We start from the raw sequence: 21,286 nt of genomic DNA, 5'->3' as shown, positions 1-21,286 counted from the left end.
GCCATGACCGAGCCCCTCATCGCACTCGCCGGATTGAGGCGTGAATTCCCCTCCGGCGAGGGAACCATCGCCGTGCTGAAGGACATCGATCTGACGATCGAAGCCGGCGAGATGGTCGCGATCGTCGGTGCATCCGGCTCCGGCAAATCGACGCTGATGAACATTCTCGGTTGCCTCGACCAGCCGACGTCCGGGAGCTATCGCATCTCGGGGCGCGAAACCTCGTCCCTCGGCGCGGACGAGCTGGCGGCGCTCAGGCGAGAGCACTTTGGGTTCATCTTCCAGCGCTACCACCTGCTCGCAGAACTGACCGCGCTCGGCAATGTCGAGATCCCCGCGATCTACGCCGGTCGAAATCGGAAAGAGCGAACCATACGCGCGGCGGCGCTGCTGGGGCGGCTGGACATGGCCAATCGAGAGGATCACCGGCCCGGGCAGCTTTCCGGCGGCCAGCAACAGCGCGCCTCCATCGCGCGCGCCCTGATGAACAACGCCAACGTGATCCTCGCCGACGAGCCGACCGGCGCGCTCGACAGACGCAGTGGCGAGGAAGTGCTGCGTATCCTCGATGAACTGCACGCCGAAGGGCGGACCATTGTCATCGTCACCCATGACATGAGTGTTGCAAGCCGCGCAGAGCGCATTATCGAGATCAGCGACGGCAAGATCGTGTCCGATACGCGCAATGAGAGCGCGACGCGACCGACCCTCGCTTCCGCCGTCACGGAGCGCCCGCCATCCGGTCGGTCGGTGCTCACGGCCTGGCTCGACCGCTTCCGCGAGGCCTTCCGCATGGCGCTTCTCTCGATGCGGGCACATAGGCTGCGGACTTTCCTGACCATGCTCGGCATCATCATCGGCATCGCCTCGGTCGTCAGCGTCGTTGCACTGGGTCAAGGAACGCAGCAACGCGTGCTGGCAAATATCTCGAGTCTCGGCACCAACACGCTCGAGATCTTCGCCGGCAAGGATTTCGGAGACATCCGCTCGGGTAAGATCACCACACTGGTCGTCTCGGACGCAACGGAGCTCGCCAAGCAGCCTTATGTGTCAGCCGTCACGCCGACGGTTTCGACATCCAGTACCGTTCGCTTCGGCGCCACGGAGGCGAATGCGCTCGTCAATGGCGTCAGCGAGCGTTACTTCGCGGCAAAGGGCACCAAACTGTCCGAGGGGCGGCTATTCGATGCGGACAGCGTGCGGGCTATCGCGCAGGATGTGGTCATCGACGAAAACACATCCAAAGCCCTCTTCGCCGAACATGAAGGCAGCCCGATCGGCCAGGTGATCCTGATCGGCGAGGTGCCGGCCCGCATCGTTGGCGTAATCCAGACCCAGCAAGGCGGCTTCGGCTCCAGCCAGAACCTCTCCCTTTATCTGCCCTACACCACAGTACAGGCGCGCTTTCTGGGAAGCACGTCGTTGCGCAGCATCACCGTTCAGGTCGACGATGAAATCGACACTGATCTCGCCGAACAGGCGGTGACCCGGTTCCTCACCCAGCGTCACGGAACGAAGGACTTCTATATCCTCAATACGGATGACATCCGCGAGACCATCACCAGCACCACCCAGACCATGACGATGCTCGTTGCAGCGATCGCGGTGATTTCCTTGATCGTCGGCGGCATCGGCGTGATGAACATCATGCTGGTTTCGGTATCGGAACGCGTCGTCGAGATTGGTGTGCGCATGGCCGTGGGGGCGCGCCAAAGCGATATTCTCCAGCAGTTCCTGATCGAGGCCGTGCTGGTCTGCCTCATCGGCGGCGTGCTCGGCATCATGGGCGCATTCGGCATCGGTGCGGTCTTCAGCCTGTTCAGCGCGAATATCGGTCTTGTCTATTCGGCAACGTCCATTGCGGCGGCCTTCCTCTGCTCCAGCCTGATCGGAATCGCCTTCGGCTACCTGCCTGCCCGCAATGCCTCGCAGCTCGATCCGGTGGCGGCGCTCTCGAAGGGATAACAGACGACGGGTCCGGACGACTTGCCACCTATCGAGCCATCAATCCTTCCCAAACACCTCCAGCATCGATCTCACATTGCTGCGATGAACATTCTCATAAGGCGCAAAATAGTCGACACCCTTACTGTCGAAGGATGAAGCGGCAAAGGATTTCAGCGGCAGCTTCGCAAGTTCCGGGAATTCTTTCAGGCTCAGCAGACGCTCGATGTATCGTGCCGTGGCCGCAATCATTTGCCGATCGTAGCCGCCGGCCGCGATGCGTTCCATCGAACCGTGATTGGGAAGGATTTTCGAGAAGGACCAGCCGTCCAGACGTTCGAGCGCCCTGAGATGGCAGGCCAGCCTTGTTGGCTCCGCGACATAGGTCACCGGATCCTCCAATGTATCGCCTGCCAAAAGAAGATCCCGTTGCGGGACAAGGATGACCGTCCCATCGAAACTATGAACATCGAGCTGATGCAGTTCGGCAGTAAGTGTGCCAATCGTCAATGTCATTCGCTGCGAAAAGGTCGTCGTCGGCAAGACAACAGGATTGATCGGCGGATTTGCTGCCTCGATCGCGGCGCGATTGTGCAGCAATGCCTGCAACGTAAGTTCATTCGCAATGATTTCACAGTCCGAAAACACAGCGTTTCCGGCGATGTGATCCTTGTGCCAATGACTGAGCACGACGCGCAGCCGCCGCACGCCGCGTCGTTCCAGCTCAGCCCTGATCAATGCGGCATGGGCTGTTGAAATGTGCGTATCATAGATCAGCGCGTCAGTACCGTCGACGATCGCGTAGCTGGCGCATCCGAGCGAGAAAGCTCCGTCATCCAGCCAGTTTGGCGCGTCGGAATAGGCCCTCACCCCGGGGATGCGACCGTCATAAAAGGCAATCACGCCAGAATGCGGCTCAAGTATCCTCATGGTCGATCCAAGGCTGAACGACATTGGCTTCCTTCTCCTTTGCGGACGGCCTTCAGCAATTTTGCGCTCCCAATCTGCGCTAGATAACGACTGAAATACACAGCCATCGAACAGCGTGCGCGCCATTCTGATGATTCCGGCACCACTGAAGCAATTATCGTAGCCATAAAGTATGAGGCGCGCCTGCCAGACGATGGTTATCTGTCTAATTTACACAGCGAAGCGGACGCCATACCATCGCGCTTATTGAAGAGGGTATGGGGACATCTCTGCATACGTTTACTTTCACATCCGTGATCGCCAAGCCTGTCGCGGTGGCAATCGTCCTCTTTGCGCGCGCAATCACTGCAGTTCGAGCAATCTGGCCTGAAGGGGGCGTGTCGGCGCAACACAGCGTTTATTTCGCCAATCATTCCAGTCATGGAGACTTTATTCTCGTGTGGGCCGTGCTGCCACCGCGTTTGCGGCGCAAGACTCGACCCGTCGCCGGGGCGGAATACTGGACAAAGTCCGGCCTCAGCCGCTTCATCGGCTGTGACGTTTTCAACGCGGTGCTGATCGAGCGCGAACGCGATAAGCGAACCCGGGACCCCGTTGATCTCATGGTCGAGGCGCTTGAGGAAGGCTCGTCACTGATCCTGTTCCCCGAGGGAACGCGGAACCTCAGCGAGGAGCCGATATTGCCGTTCAAAAGCGGACTTTATCATCTGGCCCGGAAGCGGCCCAACATCGATCTCATTCCCGTATGGATCAACAACCTGAACCGGGTGATGCCGAAAGGCGAGATCGTTCCGATACCTCTCATCTGCACGGTCACCTTTGGCGACGCCCTCCATATTTCGGCGACGGAAACAAAGGAGGAGTTCCTGGCGCGAGCGGAGGCGGCGCTGCTTGCACTTTCGCCGAAGCGGGGAGGCGGCGAATGAACAAGGCACGTTCCGACCTGCTGACATTGGTGACCGGCATATTCGTCTTGCTGATCGCCGCATCTGTCATCGGCTACATCCTGCAGCGCCGGCTTGCGCCCGACGGTTCGAATGCCGCGATCGAAAACCTGAATGCCCGGATCAAGGCATGGTGGGTAATGGTCATCCTGATCGGCATAGCGTTTCTTGCGGGAAGGATCGGCGTGCTCATCCTTTTCGGCCTCTGCTCGTTTGCCGCCCTGCGTGAGTTCATCACGCTGACCAATACCAGGCGAGCCGATCACTGGGCTCTGGCGACGGCTTTCTTCGTTATAACGCCGATCCAGTATGCGCTGCTCTGGGCCGAGCAATACGGCATCTTTTCAATCTTCATATCGGTTTACGCCTTCCTGTTCATGCCGATCATCGCAGTGCTTCGCGGGGACACCGAACGCTTCCTTGTTCGCATCGCGGAAGTGCAATGGGCCCTGATGATCTGCGTTTTCTGCGCCTCGCATGTGCCGGCCCTGCTGACGCTGCAAATTCCAGGCTATGAGGGCCACAACGTTCTTCTCATCGCCTTTCTCGTCATCGTCGTCCAATTGAGCGATGTCCTGCAATATGTCTGGGGCAAGATCTTTGGCCGTCGCAAGATCGCGCCGAGGCTGTCGCCATCGAAGACGGTGGAGGGTTTTGTCGGCGGAGTGGTGACCGCTACGCTGATCGGGGCAGGTCTTTTCTGGATCACGCCCTTCACCCCTCTTCAGGCCGGGCTTCTTTCCTTTATCATCACTCTCATGGGCTTCTTCGGCGGTCTCGTCATGTCGGCAATCAAGCGGGACCGCGGCGTCAAGGACTGGGGCCATCTGATCGAAGGTCACGGCGGCCTGATCGACAGGCTCGACTCCGTGGTCTTTTCGGCGCCGATCTTTTTCCATCTGGTGCGCTACTGGTGGTCGCTCACATGAACGACTCGATCAGACGCCTTTCGCGCAGCAGTATCGTGCACGTATCCGTCGCTTTTCTCCTTATGGGCGGCTGGGCTCTTTATGCCAACCGTGATCATTCGAACTTAAGGATGCTGACAGCCGGCCTCGTGCAGGGGACGCTGTCAGGCTGCCTGACGCTGTTTCTGAAGTCGGCGGTCGAAGCGCTCTCCGCGCGATTCTCGGGCATCGCAGCTCTGTGGGCGCCACCGCTGATCGCCTGCATCGGCTCCGCAGGCATACTAGTTACGGTCCATGCAATCAGTGGGACGCCCGAAATTGCGGCGACGATTGCGGTACCGCTGATCGTCTCGACCAGCTACGCAGCCGTCTACAACTATTCGATCTCGCGCAGAAGGATGACGGGCAATGGCGCAGACAGGTGATCGCCGACCATTGGCGAGCCGCGACGCAGGCTGGGCAAAAGCAGTTGCCCGAGTGCTTGCCGCACGGTCGATTCCGCCGAACAGGATTTCTCAGGCAAGCATGGCAGCGGCCGCCCTCGCGGGAGGCTCCCTCTTCCTGGCGGGGGAGACCGCGGGATTGGCGCGCCCTGCCCTTTTAATCGCCGGAGCGTTGTTCTGCCAGATCCGCCTGCTTTGCAACCTCTTCGACGGCATGGTCGCCATCGAAGGTGGCAAGGCCGAGCCCGATGGACCGTTCTGGAACGAATTTCCCGATCGCGTCGCTGACCTCCTCATCTTCATCGGCGCCGGCTACGGCATCGATGCCCCCGGACTCGGGTGGGCGGCGGCTGCATTTGCAATCTTCACTGCCTATGTGCGCGAACTTGGTCACGCGCTTAGTGAGAAAAGCGATTTTTCCGGTCCGATGGCCAAACCGCACCGCATGGCAATCATGACAGCGGCGGCGGTGCTGTCAGCTTTCGAGACCCTGTGGCATGGGCGGGGCGAGGTGCTCACCATCGCGCTTTGGATCGTCGCGGCTGGGTCGGCGGTGACTGTGCTGAGGCGTTCTTCACGCCTGCTTGGATCGCTAAGAACGACATGAGCCGGAAGATCGCAAGTTCGTCCCATCCAGTTCGCGTCGCATCGCGCCGCCTTGCTATTGGCCGATGAATTCGATGATCGTGCCGCTCGTGAATTCCGGGCCAACAATGACACTTCTCCGCTCCGTCAGGACAAACGGTACGTCTGGAGCCGCCAATACACGTTTCGTCTTATCGACGGCATCTACGATGATGCGCAAGGCCGCATAACCGCCTCTCGGTGTCGCGTCGAGATTTTGTCCGGCAAACAAATGCTCGGCGCTCTTGCGCTCAAGAAACAGCAAAGGGGCGGAATTTTTGCCTGTGTCGACCCGGAAACCGCCTTCGGCCGGGATGACCCGTCCCTCTGCATAAAAACGCGCATAAACCTCCGCCGTTGCACGCGGATCGGACGAGATACCAATGATCCCGCCGAGCGCAATCGCGCCGTTTTCATGTGTCTGCAACTCCGGCCGCCAGACCAGGCCGGATGTCTCATGCTGGCAGAGGAAGAAATGCCCCAGCGGCACGACCGTCGGATCGAAACTCAACGTACGGAAGCTTGCACGACCATCGGTCCCGTCGGGCAGCGGAAGCGGGCGTGAAAAGGCACTGACTTCACCAGTCGCAATTCCCAGAGCGACCAATCCGGTTTTCGCCTTGTCCGCACTTTCGGTACGATTGGCGATCGCTTGCACGCCTTCACCTTGATCTGCCAGGCGGTCACGCTGCAGGCGGTTGCCGCTCGTTTCACGCACGACGCCCAAAAGCTCCAGATAGTCGTGGCTGAAGATGACCGTGTGATTTGCGGTACCTTTTTCCGGGCTGTGCAAGCCACGTGGTGACAGTGTGAATCCGAGCCGGCGATAAAGAGCCGCGCTCACCTCGAGGTCATGGACAAGCAGATAGGTGTGATCGACTCCCAGGACTGGATGGGTCATCAAGGGCTCCTTCGGCGGACAGGCTGTTTAGAGGATCACGTTATGCTTCCGCTGCCGGGGTTGGTTCCCCCAGCGTCAGCATCAGCCGGTTTGCCCAGTTGAAGAAGGCGGCGCCATGCACGACGTCGTAAATCTCGTCATCGGAGAGCCCCGCTTTGCGCAGGCGCTCCGCATGGTCGCGGCTGAAGACTGGCGGCGTTGCCGTCAGAGCGACGGAGGCTGCCACGATGGCGTTCCAGCGTTCGCCAAGATCGGCGGAAACGCCTTCGTCCAGGAGCTTCTGCACGTCCGCCCTTTTCCGCGAATGGTGCGAAGCGAAACGTGAGTGCACCGAGGCGCAGAAGATGCAGCCGTTGTAACGCGATGTGGCCGTGGCGGCGAGTTCACGTTCGGCGCGCGGCAGCCCGCCCTCGACATTGTAGAAAATGTCCTTATCAGTCTTCGTGCGGGCTTCGAGAATGGCCGGGTCGCGTACAAGAAGGGCAAAATACGGCGATTTCGCCCGCGCCCTGTCCACCAGCGCCTCGTAGTGCTGTTCCGTCAGCTCCTCTTGTGCAAGAGGCTGCAGCCACGGCGTCCAGCCGATCTCGTCCTGCGTGAAGATATTCGGCACGTTTTCGTTCTTTGGTTCGATGATCGTATCGGTCATGACACTTCTCCTGTCATGCAGCTGCCAGGATCTTGAGACCCGTGATGATGCGGATCTGGAAAGCAAGGAAGGAAACGAGCTGGGAAAGCGTAACTATTCCGGTCGTGCTCCAGCCGGCCGTGATCAATCTGCCAAGTGCCTGCGGCTCCGCATCGCGCAGATGGAAGACAAGAAGATGGGCGTGTTCCAATGCAACAGAAAGCCGGGTTCCGAGCACCGCCTTTTCGGCGGCTCTCACTGTAAGGACAGGCCCGCCTTCATCTTCAGCAGAAAGTGGACCTGCACGATAGTGGCCGTAGGGCCCCTTGCCTGTGCCATCAGCGACTGCGGTATTCACTGCTGCCAAAAGCGCCTTGCCGTTTTCCTCGCTGGCGAGCTTTGCAGCATAGAAGGCGGTTATCTCCGGCTGGCCATGCAGAGCGGCGACGAAGGTAGCAACCGCGAAGCGTTCCCCGAGCGAAAATTGGCTCGTGTCGGCCGGGGCAAAGAGCGCAAGCCAGCTTGCCTGCGCTCCCTCCTTGGTTACCGGACGTCGCGCGCGCAATACCGCTCCCTTCGATCCCGGTGCGATGCCTGCCAGATGGTCGATGATATCGGGAATGCTATTAGTCATAAGTATCTGCTTTCTATGAGAAGAGCGTTATTCGGCTGCGATGCGCTTCGGTCCGGTTCCACGGGTCCAGCCGAGCGCCGGTGCGACTTCCGCCGCAATCAATTCGATGGAGCGCAGAATATATTCGTGCGGCGGATCGATCGAATGGACTTGAAAGACAATGTCCGTCGCGCGCGCAAGCGCTGTGTCTGCCTTTAGGGAAGCGATGACATCGTCCGGGGTGCCGACATGGCTGTCGAGCGCCTTGATGAGATCCTGCACGCTGCTGCCGGAAATGCGATGACCGGCCTCGGCGAAACGGTCCGCGACGCGAGAAAGTCCGGTCTCGGCGAGCTTCAATGCCTGTTTTCGGTCATCCGCCACGAACAGGCTGCGCGAGCCGAGAATGCGGGGGGCACGATCTTTCGGAAGGGCGGCAAGATAAGCATCTATGATCGGGTTCTGGATCTCATCCAGCGTCGCATCTGGATTGTTGGCCGGACGCGGCTGGGTGCGCGACAACATGAGCCCGTCGCCGGTTTCGCCTGCAAGTTTCGCGCCGAAGCCCGAAAAGGTCGCGAGCCAGACGCGATCAAGCAGCTGTGGAGCGCTCGGATAAAGCCGATTGCCGGCACCAAGGTCCTCTCCTGCCCAAGCCTTGCGGACGATGTCGAGATAGCGGCCATAGACCTCGCCACGCTTGTCTGCCTGAATACCGAATGCCTCGAAGGATTCCCGCGTACCGCCGGTGCCGAAGCCAACTTCGAGACGCCCGCCGGAGAGAAGATCTGTTACGGCCGTATCTTCCGCGACACGCAGCGGGTTTTCCATCGGCAGCGTGATGACGCCGGTGCCGAGCCGGATGGTGGAGGTGCGGGCCGCCACATGGGCAAGGAAGACCGCGGGTGAAGGCAGGCCGCCTTCATCCGCATGGAAGTGGTGTTGCGCAATCCAGGCGCTGTCGAAGCCGTTGATCTCTGCGTGGATGATCTGCTCTTCCGCCAGGCGATATCGTTCTCCAGCATCCGCATCGTCCAGAAGTCTGGTGAAAAAGCCCAGCCGTTTTGCTGTTGTCTGCTCTGTCATGATTTTAATCCTGCTGTCTGCATGTGATGATCGTGATGCGGTAACTTGCCGCCGGGAATGGCGTCGATCAGTTCGCGCGTGTAGTTGCTGGTGGGACTGGTGAAGACCTGCGAGACAGGCCCGTATTCAACCTGACGACCATTGTGCAGTACCGAAACCGTGTCGGCGATCTGCCGGACCACGGCAAGGTCATGCGACACGAAGATGTAAGTGAGGCCAAGATCGCGTTGCAGTTCACCCAGAAGGGCAAGAATTTGGGCCTGCACGGTGACATCGAGTGCTGACACCGCTTCATCGAGAACGACCACTTCCGGTTCAAGCACCAGAGCCCGAGCGATGGCTACCCGCTGGCGCTGGCCGCCGGAAAGCGCATGCGGCCGGCGGGTCAGCACCGAAGCTGACAGGCCCACGCGCTCAATGATGGCGCGCACGCGCTTGACGCGCTCTTCCTTCGGCAGCGGATCGAAGTTGAGCAGCGGCTCTTCAACAATTGAGAAGATCGTCTGCTTTGGATCGAGCGATCCCCACGGGTTTTGGTAGACCAGTTGCACCTTGCGGCGGAACTGCCGAAGAGTCATCGATTTCAACGCGGCGAGATCCAGGTCGCCGACGCGGATTGTGCCGCCCGTGGGCTTTTGAAAGCCGGCGATGGCGCGGATCGTCGTCGTCTTGCCCGAACCGGATTCGCCAACGATGGCATGGGTCGTACCGCGTGCCACCTTAAAGGAAATGCTGTCGACAGCGCGCAAATTATCACCGGTTGGCAGGGGGAAGTCCTGCGTCAGCCCCTCGACAGTGACGACCGCCGGCCGTTCCTTCTCGATGGGAGGGCGGGTTGCGGCAATTGCGAGCGATGGCGCATCGGAGAGCAGCTTGCGCGTATAGGCGCTTTTTGGGGCGGCCAGCACGTCCGCTGTCGTGCCTTGTTCCTGGATGCGGCCGCCCTGAAGGACCACCAGCCGATCGGAACGGTCGGCAGCGACGCCCAAGTCATGGGTCACGAGCAGGACGGAGGTGCCGTATTCCAGGCGCAGGACGTCGATCAGATCGAGGATGCGCCGTTGCACCGTGACGTCGAGCGCCGAGGTCGGCTCGTCGGCGATGATGAGCGCCGGCTTCAGCGCGATCGCGATTGCGATCAGCACGCGTTGCTTCATGCCGCCGGAAAGCTCGTGGGGATATTGTCTCGCCCGCAGTTCCGGCTGCGAGAGCCCGACATGCGTGAGCAGCTCGATGACACGGCGTTGTGCTTCGGCGCGGCTGAGGCGGCCGTGAATTTCGAGGATCTCCCGCACCTGGGCGCCGATGGTCAGTACGGGATTCAGCGAGCTCGAAGGGTCCTGCGGAATGAGGCTGACAACAGCGCCGCGGATCGTACGCAGCCGCTTGTCGTTCCAGCGAGAGATTTCCTCGCCATTGAGGCGGATCGAACCGCCGTCGATGCGACCATTGCCGGAAAGCAGGCCAATTATGGCCTGGGCGGTCGAGGTCTTTCCCGAGCCGCTCTCACCGACGAGTGCCACGACTTCGCCGGGGGCGACGGAGAACGAGACGTCATGGACCACGCGGGTTCGGCTATGACCGTCTCCGTAGGAAATTTTCAGGTCACGGATATCGAGCACAGGGGTAACAAGTTCACTCATTGGCTGGCCCTTCCGACCGACTGGCTTATGCGGTTGGCGGACAGAACCACTGCGACGACAACGAGGCCGGGCGCAGCTGTCAGCCACCACGCCGTCGCGAGGTAGTTGCGGCCTTCGGCGATCAGGAGGCCCCATTCCGGCGTGGGCGGCGGAGCGCCGTAGCCGAGGAAGCCGAGGGTGGAAAGTTGCAGTATGGCCCATCCGAACTGCACGGCCGTGTAGGCGATTATAGAGGTGAGCGAGTTGGGCAGGATGTGCCGCCACAGCACGTTCCAGAACGTGCCGCCGCTGCCGAAGGCGGCTTCGACGAATTCGGCACGGCGCACACGAACCACTTCCGAGCGCATGAGGCGGGCGAAACCAGCAATGGCAGTCGCGCCCACAGCGATCGCCGCATTCACCGTGCCGAAGCCGAGCAAAATGATGATGCTGAGCGAGAGCAGGAGCGTCGGGATCGCGAGCAACACATCGACGAAACGCATGATGATCGTGTCGATGTGCCCACCGATTGAACCGGCGATCAGGCCAAGCGCCGTGCCGACAATGAGGCCGACACCGACGGCCGCAATCGCCCCGGAAAGCGAATGGACCGATCCGTGGACGATGCGGGCATAAAGGTCGCGGCCGAGCGAATCCGTCCCGAGCAGGTGCAGCGCGGACGGTGCCTTGAGCTGGCCGCCCGGCACGCCCTGCAGCGGGTCATAAACCGTGAAGAGGCTTGGTGCGACCGCCCAGATGAGCGCGGTGGCGATGATGATCCAGGCGAGCACAAGGCCCGGCGGCACGCGCCTCAGCCACGAGCCGATCCCGCGACGCTTGGTGGCTTTATCCGCAGCTTCCGGCGCGTCGAGGGCAGAAAGGGTTTCAACGCTGGTCATGGCTTGGCTCCGTTCCTTGCTCTCAGACGCGGGTCGAAAAGCGGATAAGCAAGATCGACGATAAGATTGATCGTGACGAAGGCTGTCGCGGAAATCACCACAATGGCCTGAAGCACGGAAAGGTCCTGGTTGCCGACAGCCTTTTCAGTCAGCCCGCCGATGCCATTGAGGCCAAAAACGGTTTCGGTGACGACCGCGCCAGCCAACAGCTCTCCGAACAGCACGCCGGCGATGGTCAGCGCCGGCAGCATCGCGTTGCGGGCGACATGCCTCCACAGGACACGGGCCTGCGTCGCGCCCTTGGCTATGGCGACAGAGACAAAGGGGCGCGTGCGAATTTCGTCGATATTGCGGATGAGGATCTGCGCCAGCGGTGCGGCGATCGGAACCGCAAGTGTGGCGACCGGGAGCGCCAGGCTTTCCCAGGGGCCGGGATTGATGACCGAGACGAGCTTCAGTCGGAATGAGAAGATCTGGATCAGCATGATGCCGAGCCAGAAGACCGGAATCGAGATGAAGAGCGAGGGCAGCGATTGGATAAGGTTGCGCAGCCATGCGAAGGGAGAAAGCGAGGAGAGGAAGGCGATCAGGAGAGCAAGCGAGACCGCTGCCGCAAAGCCGAACGTGGCGAGCTTCAGCGTCGCCGGAAGATTGGCGGCAAGCTGCGCCGAAACCGGCACGCCGGCCTGGACCGAATAGCCGAAATCACCCTTCAGGAAGTTCACGAGCGTCTGGAAGTACTGCACGAAGAGCGTGGAATCGACGGCATAGGCCGCGCGGATCTCCGGGATCTGCTCGGGGCTTAGCCCATATTCCGGGTTGAGGAATTTGATCAGAACCGCGTCGCCCGGCATCGCCTGCAGAAGAATGAAAGACAGCGTGAAGGCCGCCCAAAGCACCAGCAACGCCTGTCCGATCCGGCTCAAGACATATCGCGTCATCGTGGATCTCCCCTGAACAAGAAATGTGGATGGCAGAGAGCGTCCACCATCCTCGGTGCGCTTACTTGTCGAGCCAGACGTTATAGAAACTCGGGCGACCGACAGCCTCGAAGGCGACACCCTTGACGTGGGGCGCTGCGGCGAAGGCCTGCGGCTCCTCGAAGATCGGGATCGCATAGGCCTGGTCGAGAACATAGGCTTGCGCTTCGGCAACCGCCTTCAGGCGCTTTTCTTTGTCCGGCTGCGAGGCGATTTCATCGAGAATGCCGTTCAGTTTGTCGTCGACGAAGGACTTGATCTTGTCGCTGCCACCGCCCTTCTGGCGCAGCACATCGCGGTTCTTCGGATAATATTGGCTTTTGAGTACGTCCGGGTCGGCGCGGCCGACCATGGCGGGCGAAACCGGCGTCTTCAACGGGTCAAGGTCATCCACGGTGCGGCTACCGGAATCGCCCGCAAGAACGTTGAGCTTCACACCAACCTTCTCCCACTGCTGGGCAACAAGCTGAAGGGTCGCACGGTTCTGCGGCTGCGGCAGGGATTCATAAGCCGTCAGGATCAGCTTCTGACCATCCTTTTCCCGGATGCCGTCGGCGGCCGGCTTAAAGCCGGCTTCGTCCAGTAGTGCCTTGGCCTTATCGAGGTCGAAGGCGAGTTTGTCGGACTGGTCGACATAGCCAATTGCGCTCGACGCAATGATCGATGTTGCCGGGGGATAATGCTTGGAGAAGAGCGTCGAGACGATCTCCTGCCGGTTGGTGGCAAGCGACAGCGCCTTGCGGACGCGGACGTCAGCCACGAGCGGGTTATCCGGTCGGAAGACGACGGAATTATTGACCCCGCGCGTGCCGGGGGCATAGATCTGGAAGCTCTGAGCTTCCACCTGCGCTTCATCATAGGCCTGGATCTGGCGGATAAAGTCAGCCTGGCCGGCGATCAGAGCACCGATGCGGACGCTGTCCTCACCCGCAATGATGTACTGGATGCCGTCGAGATAGGCGCGGCCCTGATGGGCGAGTTTGGCCGGACCCCAGTTGTAGTCCTCACGAACTTTCAGATCGAGTGTCTTGCCCAGGGTCTCCGCTTTCACGATGAAGGGGCCGGAGCCGACAATCTTGGTGGCGTCGCCCAGTTGTTCGAAAGGCAGTTCCAACGTCTTTAGCGAAACAAGTCCGGAACCGATCACGGATGTGCCTTGCAGGAATCCCGGCGAAGGTTTCTTGAAATAGAACTTCACGGTCAGCGGATCGATGACCTCGCTTCGTTCGTAATTGTTGACGACTTCGGAAACCGGCTGTTTCAAGGTCTTGTTGCCAAGACCGAACGTGTCGAAGTTCTTCGCCACTGCGTTGGCGTCGAGCGGCGTACCGTCGGAGAAAGTGACGCCCGGGCGGATCTTGAACGTATATTCCGTGGCCTCCGTATTCACCGTCCAGGATTCGGCGATCCAAGGTTCAATTTCCAGCGTTTCCGGGTTCTGATAGGTCAGTTTATCGGTGATTTGGTTGAGGATCCCACCGTTCGGGTAGAAGCCACCTGCCGGGGGATAAAGGTTCGTATGGGCCTGCTGCTCAAGATAGACCAGCGTGCCGCCCTTGACGGGCGTGTCGGCTGCGGCAACGACGGCCGGCAGGCTGACGGCGGCAGCCAACGCAACGATGCTGCCGAAAAATTTCTGTTGAAGTGTCATTGGATTTTCCCGGAGTGTTGAAGACGCTTTCAGGAAAAGGGTACAGCCTTGCGGGAAATAGACAATATTTCCTAGGGATTTAGTATTCTATTTTACGCAGCTTCAGAGAAACAACCATCTCCGCTTCCTGTGGGGTGCGCAAAAACATCTCGCACCCTTTCAACCGTCTGCTCTTCAATGCGTTATCCGGTGCGTTCCGAATTGATTTTTGGTAAATTTTCCTTTCGATCTGTGCCGCTCACCCGATAATCGCGCCAAATTGCATTCTGCGTGGAATTTTTTCCCCGTTTCGTGCTCTCGGCCATACGGCTCCAGGCGACAGCCGGGCCAGGTCAACACCAGCGTTGAAAGGCATGAGGAAGATCTACGAGTGCGCTTGCCCGTTGCCGCTTGGGCTGGCAGGGTTGAAAAGCTCCAAGGGGAGGAAGCACCGATCGCCACCCGCTGGTAGCTTCACCGGTTTGGTCGCAGTGACCCAATCGTAAGCCATCGATACCATTCTACCCCAAGTGCACGCTACCCGGCGGATGATCTGCTGTACGCAGCATGTCCCTCCCCACCAGCATCACTTCTGACGCTCTGACGGCTGCTCGCCATCGAGCGCCGCAATCGCTTCCATCAGTGCAGTACGGGCACGGCTGCGATCATCGGGGCCCAACTGTGCAGTATCGAGATGCAAGTCCAGCCCGGCAAAGTGTTCGGTTAGCACCTTGTCGTGGGCATCAGTCTCGGAATGCAGGCCATGCACTTCGTAGGGGACAATCTCGCGCTGGATGCCTTTCATGGTAATTGGGGGCAGAGGCGATGCATCAATAATATCACCCACAAGTGCATAGGTTTCATAGCTGATCACGATCTTTCCGCCTTCGGCGATCGATTGCAGGCGGGCTGCGAGATTGGCTTCAGCACCGATGATCGTGTAGTCCATGCGATCACTGCTTCCAAAATTTCCGACGTTGCAATAGCCGGTATTGATACCCATCCGCACAATGAAGGGCTCGGCCGTTCCATCTCGGCGCCACTTCGCCTTCAGCTCGGCAAGGCGCTTCTGCATATCGACCGCCATCCTGAGGCAGGCGCGAGCATCCTCCGCCGCACCTCTTGTTTCAGGATCACCAAAGAAGACGAGGATCGCGTCGCCGATGAATTTGTCGATCGTACCGCCGTGGCGAAGCGCAATCTCCGACATTTCCGTCAGATATTCATTGAGCATCTCGGTCAGCGCCTCGGGTTGCAGCCGCTCGGCAGTGGCGGTGAAGTCCTTGATGTCCGAAAAGAAAATCGTCAGGCGCTTTCGCTCGGTGTGAACCACCACATCCTTCTGGCCACTGAAGATGCTCTTGTAGATCTGTGGCGACAGATACCGTGAGATTTTCAAAGAGATGCTTGCCAGGAATTCGTTGGCGGCCTCGAGCTCGCGATTGAAGCTTTGAATAACGGCCGCTTGGCGCCGCTGCATGATGATAAAGGATGATCCGATGATCGCGACGCAAAGGAAATAGGCGAGAAGATACTTGAAGGCGAAGACATTTGTCGCGAACGGTTGGCGGATTATGACCTCCTGGATGCCTCGCACATCACCGACTTTCCAGTCTCGCTTCGGACTTTCGGGGTGGGTGTTGTGGCAGGCAACACAGGGCGGCCCCATGAGCACTGGCGTCACAAGCCGGTAGACATTCGTGAATCCGCTCAGTTTGTTCTCCGTCAGCGTCTGCTCCGGATTCGCGCGCAACGACGTAAGGGCATCGCTCTCGAACTTGTCGAGATCGTGGGCAGCCCGCCTCTTGAACGGCAGGTCTGATACGAAGCGGTAGGTGACGTTGGCCTGCTGCTCCTTGATGACGTCTCCAAGCTCCAGCGAGAGCGTCGCGGGAATCGGTATTGCGCCTGGAATGTTGGCATAATCGTGGGAGACAACGGTATCACCTGTCTGTCCGCTCGCGTGTGCTGCCAGGATGCGGCCAACGACGTTGTTCGAGTAGTAGGAACGGATGCTGGTGATCAGCGAGCTCATGTCGCGGGCTTGCCGCTGAACGACATCTCTGGAAAGATTGCTGACGTCGAGCCAGACGGCCAGCGGCAAACCGGCCAGCATGACGAGCGTGACAAGCGCAATGAGATAGGCGTTCTTGCGAGCCGCTCGAATTTCCTGCTTGCGTCCTTCCAAGTTCAACCTCGCCGAAGGCACTCTCTCGAACAGGCTATGTGGAGAGTGCTATACGTGAGTAGTGGGGCTGTACGGCTGTGTCAGTCAACTGCGCACAGGATTTATTCAGACGTTTTGCCAACCTCACGCTGCCAGGAGGCTATACCTGCCGGCTTCGTTTCTTCGAACAGCCGCACCCGAACTCGCCCCCTCCCCTGACAAGCTTCAATTTGACTGTTCTCGCCAGTTCTCACGGAAAGTTGGCTCGGCGTCCCTAACTTTAGCCCTTTCCAATGCCCAGTTTGATGACATGGCTCATGAGGGGCAGGCCAAGCCAGGTTGCGATAGGCAAATGGAGAGTACCATGCCCGATTCAACATCAAGCGCGAAGATCGCCTCTCTTGTGCGGCGTCTGGATTTGACCACGCTGCAACTCTTCGTCGCTGTCTATGAAGAGGGAAATCTCACCCGAGCGTCTTCGCGCGAGGCAATCGCACCATCGGCGGTCAGCAAGAGACTGCACAGTCTTGAGGAAACACTTCAGGTAGCTCTGTTTGAACGGGTGCCGCATGGGATGAAGCTGACGCCGGCGGGCGAAGCCTTGCTGCACCATGCGCGCCATACCTTGTTGAACATCGAGAAAATTGCCGTCGAGGTTGGCGAATATGCTCACGGCGTTCGCGGACATGTGAGAATGCTCGCGAATCTCTCGTCAATTGTCGAATTCTTGCCGGACGATCTGCCAACCTTCTTCAACACGCACACTCTCTTGAAGCTCGACCTTCAGGAACGCTCCAGTGCGGATGTCGTACGTGGCGTCGAGGACGGCGTTGCCGATATCGGGATCTGTTCCGCCGATGTCGATACCCGCAGCCTGGAGCGATACGCGTATCGCCAGGATCAGCTCGTCGTCGTCGTCCCATCAAATCATCCGCTGTCGAATGCGCGCGACATCCATTTCGCCGATACGCTGGACTTTGACCATGTCGCGTTGTTTGCCACGAGCTCCATCTATCTCAGGTCCCAATACAGCGCCCAGCAACTTGGCAAGTCCCTGCGGCTCCGCATCCATGTCCCGGGCTTCGATGCGGTCTGTCGCATGGTGCAAGCGGGCATGGGGGTCGGCCTGATACCGGATCGCGCCTTCGAGGTTTTGAGCGAAGGCATGAATATCGTCGCTCTTCCGTTGCGCGATGTCTGGGCCGAGCGACAACTGGCTATCGTCGTGCGCAAGGCCTCTGAACTGTCGATCGCAAGCCGGATGATGTTCGACCACCTTTCAAGCCCGCAAGGCGGTGCAGTTCGTCTGCAATAACCGGTCACGTTCTCCAAAGGAGAACAGCCGTTGGTGCAACACCATTGGACTTGGGCGCGTGCGCGACCGAAAATCCGCCTGAATTAAACGGTGGAGCGCTGAGATGAACGGACCCTTGGCCGGGATCAAAGTCGTTGAATTTGGAACGCTGATCGCCGCACCTTTCGCAGCCAGGTTGATGGCCGAGTTCGGTGCAGATGTCATAAAAGTCGAGCAACCCGGCAGCGGCGATCCTCTTCGCAAATGGCGCAAGCTGCATCAGGGCACGTCACTCTGGTGGTACCTGCAATCCCGCAACAAGAAGAGCATCGCGATCGATCTCAAGTCACCGGAGGGCGTGGAGATCGCGCGCGAACTGGCGGTCGGCGCCGATGTGGTCATCGAAAATTTCCGCCCCGGGGCACTGGAAAAGCTCGGTCTTGGCTGGGATACGCTCTCTTCCCTGAATCCCAATCTCACGATCGTGCGAATTTCCGGCTACGGCCAGACCGGACCTTACCGTGATCGCCCGGGATTCGGCGCAATCGGTGAAGCGATGGGCGGACTTCGCTATACGACCGGCGATCCGGATAGCCCTCCGGCGCGGGTGGGTATCAGTATCGGCGACAGCCTCGCCTCTCTGCATGGCGTGATCGGTGCGCTCATGTCTCTGCTCCGGGTCAAGACAGGTCAGGGCAAGGGGCAGGTCGTCGATGTCTCTCTCTACGAAAGCGTCTTCAATTTAATGGAGAGCCTCGTTCCCGAATACGATCTCATGGGACATATCAGGACCCGGACCGGCGGGGCGCTTCCCGGCATCTGTCCCTCCAACACCTATCCGACCTCCGACGGCGGCTATGTCGTCATCGCCGGAAACAGCGATGCCATTTTCAAGCGCCTGATGGGTGTGATCGAACGTCCCGATCTGGCCGATGATCTCGAGCTTGCTCACAATGACGGCCGCGTGGCGAAAGCAGCCATGCTGGATGACGCGATTGCCTCCTGGACCGTGCGTCACGGGATGGACGAGGTGCTCAGGCAACTGGAATGGGCCGAAGTCCCGTCGAGCCGGATCTATTCGGTCGCCGACATCATCGCCGACGAGCATTACCTTGCGCGGGAGATGGTGCTGCCGACGGTGCTGCCCGGGGATATCACGGTAAAGATGCCCGGGATCACACCCAAGCTGTCCGAAACGCCGGGTGTCGTCCGCTGGCCGGGCCCGATGCTCGGCGAACACACCGACGATATCCTGGCCGGGATTGGATATGACGAAAAACGCGTTCAGCACTTGCGCAAGGTCGGAGCGATCCAATGATCACACAAACGGACACCATGGTTATTCAGGAAGTATCGCCCCGCGACGGCTTGCAGATCGAGTCCAAATGGGTGGAAACAGCCGACAAGGTTCGTTTGATCGATGATTTGTCCGCCGTCGGCTTTCAGCGGATAGAAGTCAGTTCGTTCGTGTCGCCAAGGGCAGTGCCTGCCCTCGCGGATGCCGCGAAAGTCTTTGCGGCCATCAAGCGCCGGCTGGGCACCATCTACGTGGCGCTCGTACCCAATCTCATGGGCGCGCAGAGAGCGCTCGCAGCCGACGCTGACGAGCTGAATTTCGTGATGTCCGCCAGCGAGACCCATAATCTCGCAAATATGGGAATGCCGCGCGATGGCTCGCTGAGGGCTCTTGCGGAGACCATCGCACTCGCCAGAAGTTCTTCCGTGGAGGTCAATGCCACGGTCGCAACGGCCTTTGGCTGCCCCTTCGAGGGCGACCAGCCGGTCTCCAAGGTCTGTGCTATCGTTGACCGCTACCTCGCGTCGGGTGCTGCCGGCGTGACACTCGCCGACACGACTGGAATGGCCAACCCCGTGCGGGTCGCCCATCTCGTCAAAGAGGTCTTGAAACGCGTATCGCCGGAGCAGCTTACTCTCCATTTTCACGACACGCGCGGGCTCGGGCTGATCAACGTCATGGCGGCCTACCATGCGGGAGCACGCCGCTTCGACAGTTCCCTCGGCGGTCTGGGCGGATGTCCTTTCGCTCCGGGAGCATCGGGCAACGTTACCACGGAAGATCTTGTCAATCTTTGCCATGAAACCGGAATCGCGACCGGGTTGAATCTGCGCGCCTTGCTGGCTCTGTCGCGAACCCTGCCGGCCCTGGTCGGTCATGAGGTACCTGGTCAGGTCGCCAAGGCGGGTCTGGTAAGCGACCTGCATCCGGCGCCCGCTTCGCTGCGGCGCACCGGATAATTCATGCAGCGCTACAGCTGCGGCGCCCCTCCGGAGGAGGAGAATGCGTGCAACTACAATCGAACGGTCCGAACGCGTAGAAGCGGCTTCTACCGAAGAAGACATCATTCGCAAAATCGCGTGGCGGCTCATGCCGCTGATCATCATCTGCTATCTGTTTGCCTTCTTCGACCGCATCAATATCAGCTTTGCCAAACCCGAATTGCAAACAGATCTGGGACTCAGCAACACGGCCTACGGGCTGGGCGCCGGTCTCTTCGTGCTGGGCTATGTGCTTTTCGAAGTGCCGAGCAATCTGCTGCTCTACCGCTTCGGCGCGCGGCGCTGGATCGCACGCATCATGATTTCCTGGGGGTTTGCGACCGTAGCAATGGCTCTGATCGGCAGCGAATGGCAGTTCTACGGCATACGATTCCTCATTGGAGCGATGGAAGCAGGCTTTGCGCCCGGCATCCTTTATTATCTGACTCTCTGGTTTCCCAAGCGCTACCGTGGTCGCATAACGTCGACATTCTTTCTGGCGACCGCATTCTCCGGCATCATCGGCGCTCCCGCGGCGGGCCTCGTCGTGCATTACATGAGCGGCGTGTTCGGGCTGGCGGGATGGCAATGGCTGTTTCTGCTCGGCGGCTTGCCCTGCGTCATCCTTGGCATAGTCGTCTTTTTTCGTCTCGAGGATCGTGTTGAGGACGCCGCATGGCTGGACACCCACGAACGCGCGCTGATTTCCTGCCAACTTCGTCGTCAGTCAGAGCAGACAGGAAGCCATTCGTCCTGGCGGGCCTTGTTTTCCCCAGGCGTACTGCTTCTGGGACTGATCTATTTTCTGATCCAGATCGGCTCCTACGGACTGAACTTCTGGGCTCCCGACCTTATCAGGACCGCAGGCAGCAACAATACTGTACTGACGGGCCTACTAACGGCTGTGCCCTACATTTGCGGCGCAGTCAGCATGGTCGTCGTCGGACGCCTTTCCGACAGATCCGGAAAGCGTCCGAAATTCGTCGCCGTCCTGATTATCGCGGCTGCTGTCGGTTTCCTTACTGCCGGTGTCTTCGATATGAACATCGTGATGCTGATTGGCGCCCTCGCCATTCTCGGCGCCGGCGTCGTCGCTGCGATTCCGACATTCTGGACACTGCCACCGAAAATCCTGACCGGTGTCGGAGCGGCAGGCGGCATCGCGTTGATCAACACAATCGGACAACTCGGCGGGATCGTCAGCCCCACCCTCGTTGGAGCGATCAAGGACTACACAGGCAGTACGACGCCTGCCCTTTATGTCATTGGCGCCCTATGCGCATTCTGTGGTGTAATCCTTCTCGTCGCGATGCCCCGTCGACTGAACGCCAGTGACCGAAGCGACGGTTAGTTGGCGACTTCCATGAGGCTGGAATAAGAGTGCATCTCACTGCCG

Annotated in this window: 19 protein-coding genes; 9 read left to right on the top strand and 10 right to left on the bottom strand. The window is 59.6% G+C overall.

The genetic code is table 11. From position 1 onward, the window contains the following. Window positions 1–3 precede the first annotated feature (3 nt). The gene (locus tag AAE029_RS04060) at window positions 4–1,965 is read left to right on the top strand and encodes a MacB family efflux pump subunit (RefSeq protein WP_371071495.1); all 1,962 of its coding nucleotides are present in this window, start codon (window positions 4–6) and stop codon (window positions 1,963–1,965) included. A 39-nt stretch (window positions 1,966–2,004) separates the two neighbouring features. Here AAE029_RS04060 and AAE029_RS04055 read toward each other — a convergent pair whose 3' ends face one another. Then, entirely contained in the window at window positions 2,005–2,898 is an 894-nt protein-coding gene (locus tag AAE029_RS04055; RefSeq protein ID WP_371071494.1) for an MBL fold metallo-hydrolase, read from the bottom strand. Window positions 2,899–3,131: 233 nt separating this feature from the next. On the opposite strand from AAE029_RS04055, the gene AAE029_RS04050 reads away from it, so the two are divergent. Genes AAE029_RS04050 through AAE029_RS04035 form a run of 4 tightly spaced genes read left to right on the top strand, consistent with a single transcriptional unit; the run spans window position 3,132 to window position 5,776 of the window. Continuing rightward, window positions 3,132–3,800, top strand: a complete 669-nt coding sequence (locus tag AAE029_RS04050; RefSeq protein WP_371071493.1) for a lysophospholipid acyltransferase family protein — start codon at window positions 3,132–3,134, stop codon at window positions 3,798–3,800. Beyond that, entirely contained in the window at window positions 3,797–4,747 is a 951-nt protein-coding gene (locus AAE029_RS04045; protein ID WP_371071492.1) for a phosphatidate cytidylyltransferase, read from the top strand. Before AAE029_RS04050 ends, AAE029_RS04045 begins: the two co-directional genes overlap by 4 nt. After that, on the top strand, window positions 4,744–5,151 hold the full coding sequence (locus AAE029_RS04040) for a hypothetical protein (RefSeq protein ID WP_371071491.1): 408 nt from the start codon (window positions 4,744–4,746) through the stop codon (window positions 5,149–5,151). The genes AAE029_RS04045 and AAE029_RS04040 overlap by 4 nt, the downstream gene beginning before the upstream one ends. Beyond that, a complete protein-coding gene (locus AAE029_RS04035) occupies window positions 5,135–5,776 on the top strand; it encodes a CDP-alcohol phosphatidyltransferase family protein (RefSeq protein WP_371071490.1) in 642 nt (213 codons plus the stop codon). Before AAE029_RS04040 ends, AAE029_RS04035 begins: the two co-directional genes overlap by 17 nt. A 54-nt stretch (window positions 5,777–5,830) precedes the next feature. On the opposite strand, the gene AAE029_RS04030 is transcribed toward AAE029_RS04035, so the two are convergent. The 9 genes from AAE029_RS04030 to AAE029_RS03990 form a co-directional block, all read right to left on the bottom strand. Further along, window positions 5,831–6,694 carry a VOC family protein gene (locus tag AAE029_RS04030; protein ID WP_371071489.1) on the bottom strand — a complete coding sequence of 288 codons (864 nt, stop codon included), beginning with the start codon at window positions 6,692–6,694 and terminating at the stop codon, window positions 5,831–5,833. Window positions 6,695–6,734: 40 nt separating this feature from the next. Continuing rightward, on the bottom strand, window positions 6,735–7,343 hold the full coding sequence (locus AAE029_RS04025) for an alkylhydroperoxidase domain protein (RefSeq protein ID WP_371071488.1): 609 nt from the start codon (window positions 7,341–7,343) through the stop codon (window positions 6,735–6,737). 13 nt (window positions 7,344–7,356) lie between these two features. Further along, window positions 7,357–7,956: a CMD domain protein gene (locus tag AAE029_RS04020; protein WP_371071487.1), complete on the bottom strand. Its 600-nt coding sequence runs from the start codon at window positions 7,954–7,956 to the stop codon at window positions 7,357–7,359. Between the two features lie 27 nt (window positions 7,957–7,983). Then, a complete protein-coding gene (locus AAE029_RS04015; protein WP_371071486.1) occupies window positions 7,984–9,021 on the bottom strand; it encodes a putative FMN-dependent luciferase-like monooxygenase in 1,038 nt (345 codons plus the stop codon). Beyond that, window positions 9,018–10,664 (bottom strand): dipeptide ABC transporter ATP-binding protein, encoded by a 1,647-nt coding sequence (locus AAE029_RS04010; protein WP_371071485.1) that lies wholly within the window; start codon window positions 10,662–10,664, stop codon window positions 9,018–9,020. The genes AAE029_RS04015 and AAE029_RS04010 overlap by 4 nt, the downstream gene beginning before the upstream one ends. Further along, window positions 10,661–11,542, bottom strand: coding sequence for an ABC transporter permease (locus AAE029_RS04005; RefSeq protein WP_371071484.1), 882 nt, complete (start codon window positions 11,540–11,542; stop codon window positions 10,661–10,663). The genes AAE029_RS04010 and AAE029_RS04005 overlap by 4 nt, the downstream gene beginning before the upstream one ends. Then, window positions 11,539–12,483, bottom strand: coding sequence for an ABC transporter permease (locus tag AAE029_RS04000; RefSeq protein WP_371071483.1), 945 nt, complete (start codon window positions 12,481–12,483; stop codon window positions 11,539–11,541). Before AAE029_RS04000 ends, AAE029_RS04005 begins: the two co-directional genes overlap by 4 nt. Window positions 12,484–12,544: 61 nt before the next feature. After that, entirely contained in the window at window positions 12,545–14,173 is a 1,629-nt protein-coding gene (locus tag AAE029_RS03995; RefSeq protein WP_371071482.1) for a TIGR04028 family ABC transporter substrate-binding protein, read from the bottom strand. Between the two features lie 565 nt (window positions 14,174–14,738). After that, window positions 14,739–16,268: an adenylate/guanylate cyclase domain-containing protein gene (locus tag AAE029_RS03990; RefSeq protein ID WP_371071546.1), complete on the bottom strand. Its 1,530-nt coding sequence runs from the start codon at window positions 16,266–16,268 to the stop codon at window positions 14,739–14,741. Window positions 16,269–16,683: 415 nt separating this feature from the next. On the opposite strand from AAE029_RS03990, the gene AAE029_RS03985 reads away from it, so the two are divergent. The 4 genes from AAE029_RS03985 (at window position 16,684) to AAE029_RS03970 (ending at window position 21,241) form a co-directional block, all read left to right on the top strand. Then, window positions 16,684–17,634: a LysR family transcriptional regulator gene (locus tag AAE029_RS03985; RefSeq protein WP_371071481.1), complete on the top strand. Its 951-nt coding sequence runs from the start codon at window positions 16,684–16,686 to the stop codon at window positions 17,632–17,634. A 103-nt stretch (window positions 17,635–17,737) separates the two neighbouring features. Beyond that, on the top strand, window positions 17,738–18,931 hold the full coding sequence (locus tag AAE029_RS03980) for a CaiB/BaiF CoA transferase family protein (protein WP_371071480.1): 1,194 nt from the start codon (window positions 17,738–17,740) through the stop codon (window positions 18,929–18,931). Further along, the gene (locus AAE029_RS03975) at window positions 18,928–19,869 is read left to right on the top strand and encodes a hydroxymethylglutaryl-CoA lyase (protein ID WP_371071479.1); all 942 of its coding nucleotides are present in this window, start codon (window positions 18,928–18,930) and stop codon (window positions 19,867–19,869) included. Before AAE029_RS03980 ends, AAE029_RS03975 begins: the two co-directional genes overlap by 4 nt. A 43-nt stretch (window positions 19,870–19,912) precedes the next feature. Continuing rightward, complete coding sequence (locus tag AAE029_RS03970; RefSeq protein WP_371071478.1) at window positions 19,913–21,241, top strand: MFS transporter; 1,329 nt, start codon at window positions 19,913–19,915, stop codon at window positions 21,239–21,241. The last annotated feature ends 45 nt before the right edge of the window (window positions 21,242–21,286 follow it).

Source organism: Sinorhizobium sp. CB7 (genome assembly GCF_041357635.1).
GTDB lineage: Bacteria > Pseudomonadota > Alphaproteobacteria > Rhizobiales > Rhizobiaceae > Rhizobium.
This window is presented reverse-complemented; position numbering and strand designations above follow the sequence as displayed.